Annotated in this window: 3 protein-coding genes and 1 pseudogene; 1 reads left to right on the top strand and 3 read right to left on the bottom strand. The window is 68.1% G+C overall.

Features of this window, described 5'->3' with window-relative positions; translation table 11 throughout:
• A partial coding sequence (locus B3587_RS01290) for a deoxyribodipyrimidine photo-lyase (RefSeq protein WP_292725971.1) occupies nt 1-413 on the bottom strand: 413 nt, incomplete at its 3' end.
• Nucleotides 414-618: 205 nt separating this feature from the next.
• Here B3587_RS01290 and B3587_RS01285 point away from each other — a divergent pair.
• Nucleotides 619-1,809 (top strand): serine hydrolase domain-containing protein, encoded by a 1,191-nt coding sequence (locus tag B3587_RS01285; protein WP_292725969.1) that lies wholly within the window; start codon nt 619-621, stop codon nt 1,807-1,809.
• Nucleotides 1,810-1,841: 32 nt separating this feature from the next.
• On the opposite strand, the gene B3587_RS01280 is transcribed toward B3587_RS01285, so the two are convergent.
• Together B3587_RS01280 and B3587_RS01275 are read right to left on the bottom strand one after the other, a co-directional pair.
• Nucleotides 1,842-2,891, bottom strand: a complete 1,050-nt coding sequence (locus B3587_RS01280) for an LLM class flavin-dependent oxidoreductase (RefSeq protein WP_228178409.1) — start codon at nt 2,889-2,891, stop codon at nt 1,842-1,844.
• A 56-nt stretch (nt 2,892-2,947) separates the two neighbouring features.
• A pseudogene (locus tag B3587_RS01275) lies at nt 2,948-3,226 on the bottom strand (HNH endonuclease); the annotation flags it as partial.

Here is a 3,226-nt window from a genome sequence, read left to right as displayed (position 1 = left end):
ACCGTCCAGGGCTCAAACAGCAGGTTCGCGTCGAACGAGCGGACAGCAAGCCCGGCATCCCGCAGATCGGACTTCAGTCGTGCGTCGATGTCGCGTTCGGGGAGGGCGTAGCGCCGATTCCAGTAGACGGCGTCGGCGTCTGTCTCGGTGACGAGCTCTCGGATGACCTCGCCCGCGGCACCTTTCCTCAACACCAGGCTGATGCCGAGGTGGTTCAGGTCGCGCGTCAGGGCGGCCAGGCTGTGGTGGAGCCACCAGCGGCTGGCGGCGCCGAGCGGACGGATGCCGGGGGTGTGCTCGTCGAGGACGAAGACCGCGACGATCGGCTCTCCCCGGTTCACAGCTTCGTGAAGGGCGGGGTTGTCGCCGATCCGCAGGTCGTCTCGGAACCAGACGATCGTGCGAGAGGTCACGTTGGGATGCTAACGCCCGCTGACACACCCGAGGGCGGAAGCCGCGGATCTGGCAGGGTAGGTTCTCATACAGTGGCCGCCGGACCCCGAGGGATCTGCCGCGGAAGGAGCCCCGATGAGCCCTGCCCGACCCCGTTCTCTTCACAGTGCCGCACCGCCATCTACTCGCCCCTCCGCGCGGGTCCGCACCTCGCTGACTGCCTCGGTGGTCGCCGTGACCATGTTGTTGTCGGGATGCGGCGGGGTCGCCGACGACCGGACGACTGTCATCGCGGGTGAGGATGCCGGCCTCCTCCGTGTCGCCGTCGAGAACGCGATCGAACAGATCGGCGCGGAGGCAGCGATCGTACGGGTTACGCGCGGGGACGACGTGCTTCTCACCCAGGCGTGGGGGGAGTCGATGGCAGGGGTCCCCGCCACGGTCGACATGCATTTCCGAAACGGCGCAGTGGCGATCCCGCAGGTCGCGACGGTGCTGCTGCAGCTCGTCGACGAGGGCGTCGTGAGCCTCGACGATCGGCTCTCGACGTGGCTGCCGAACGTGGCGTACGCCGACGAGGTGGGGCTCGGCCAGCTCGCGCAGATGACGTCGGGGTACGCCGACTACCTGTGGAGTGATCAGTTCCGCGCGGCGTTCTCGGCTGACCCGTTCCGGCAGTGGACACCCGAGGAGCTCGTCGCGATGGCGACTGTGCGACCGCTCGTGTACCCGCCGGGGACCAACTGGAACTACTCGCACACGAACTACGTCATCCTCGGGCTTGCGCTCGAAGAGATCACCGGCAGGCCGTTGGACGAGCTGATCAGCGAGCGCATCCTGGATCCGCTCGGGATGACCCAGACTGCCGACCCCGGGACGCCAGCGCTGTTGCAGCCCGCCCTTCACGCCTACAGCCAGGAGCGCCGCGTCGACCTGGGGATCGCTCAGGGGGTCTCGTTCACCGAGGAGTCGACGTCGTGGAATCCGTCTTGGACGTTGGCGCGGGGCGCGATCCAGAACACCGACATCACCGACATGGCGACCGTCATCCGCGCGGTCGGGCGGGGCGATCTGCTGACCGCGCAAAGCCATGAGTTGCAGGTCGCCCCGACCCTTCGCGGACGCACGACGCCGGTCGAGGGGTGTCCGACCTGTTTCGTGCAGGGCGAGGGATACACGTTCGGCTACGGCATCGTGCTCACCGGCGACTGGCTCATGCAGAACCCTCTGTTCCACGGCTATGCCGGGGTGGCTGCATACCTGCCGGACGAGGATCTGGCGATCGCGATCGCGGCAACCTACGGACCCGACGCGTTCGACGAGGACGGCGAACCTCGCGGGAACATCGCGATGACGATCTTCCGTGACGTCGCTGCGGCCCTCGCGCCCGATCACCAGGTTCCGTCCCGCTCCTGATTCCGGGGCGGGGCAGTGCCGGACGAGCGCCCTCAGGCAGCTGTCGCGAGATTCTCGAGAGTCCGCAGTCGTGCGGGTGCAGCATCCATCGGATCGCTGTCGCGGGCCGCGGCGACCGGCGAGATCATGATCTCGTCCACCTCCCACCGCGTCGCGAACTCCCGCAGTCGTTCGGTCACGGCGTCGGCAGTACCGACGAACCAGCGCTCCGCCGCCCAGGAGGCGAGGGGTGTCGCGAGGCCGTCGGATGCCTCGGCGCTGTGCGCCTGCTCGACGGTCTCGAGCGCCGTCAGGGGCCGGCCACCGCGAAGCCGCGCCATCATCCGCAGCTGCGGGAGGGCGAGAGCGTGGGCTTCGGCATCCGTGTCGCCGACGACGACGTTCGCGGTGAGGAAAGTCCTCGGGGTGTCGCCGTCGGCGGCCGGCCTGAATTGTGACCGGTAGAGGTCGAGTGCGCGTTCGAGTCCCTCGCCGGAGAAGTGGTTTGCGAAGACGTAGGGGAGCCCCATCGATGCGGCGAGCTGCGCCGAGTAATCGCTGGAGCCGAGCAGCCACACGGCGGGGGGCGTGGCCGCCGCGGGCGTGGCCCGCACCGCGTATTCCTGTCCGGAGGTGAAGCGCAGGCTCGCGCCCTCGGGGGAAGAGAGGGCGAGGATGTCGCGGATGTTGTCGGGGAAGCGATCGACGTCGCTGGTGGTCCCGGACTGCCGCAGGAGTTGCGTGATGACGGGATCGCTGCCCGGTGCTCGACCGATGCCGAGGTCGATGCGTCCCGGGGCGATCGCTTCGAGCGCGGCGAACTGTTCGGCGACGACGAGCGGCGAATGGTTGGGGAGCATGACGCCTCCCGAGCCGAGGCGGATGCGGGAGGTCCGCGCAGCGGCCGCAGCCACGAGGACTGGCGGTGTCGTCGAGGCGACCGCCGGCATGTTGTGGTGCTCAGCGAACCAGTAGCGCCGGTACCCGAGTCGGTCGGCCGCGTCAGCGGTGGCGAGGGAAGCGGCGATCGCCTGGGCGCTGGTCTGGCCCGTGCGTACCGGGACGAGATCGAGGACGGAGAGGGCGAGCGGTGCGGCAGACATCGTTTCACACAACGCCGAGTGGCTCGATCCCATTCCGGCGCATCAGATCCGGCGTATCAGAAAGGTGCGGGGTCGTCCGGACCGTCTGGGGTGAAGTGAACGGAGACTGGCGGTGGATGGTCTATGTAGATCCGGCCGGTCGGGGAGGTGAACTGGAGGATTCCGCCGTCGAGTTGCTGCACCTGCCAGGCGGTGAATTGCTTCATCGAGTGATGTCGCTGACAGAAGTGACACAGGTTCGAATGCTCGGTCTTCCCGCCCTTGGCGTAGTCGTCGTTGTGGTCGACCTCGCAGTTGATCGCGGGGGTGCGGCACCCGATCGTTCGGCAGTGTTG

Origin of the sequence: Microbacterium sp. UBA837 (assembly GCF_002296025.1) — a bacterium.
Classification (GTDB): Bacteria; Actinomycetota; Actinomycetes; order Actinomycetales; family Microbacteriaceae; genus Microbacterium.
The sequence above is the reverse complement of the archived record's forward strand: the minus strand, read 5'-3'. Positions and strand labels throughout refer to the sequence as shown.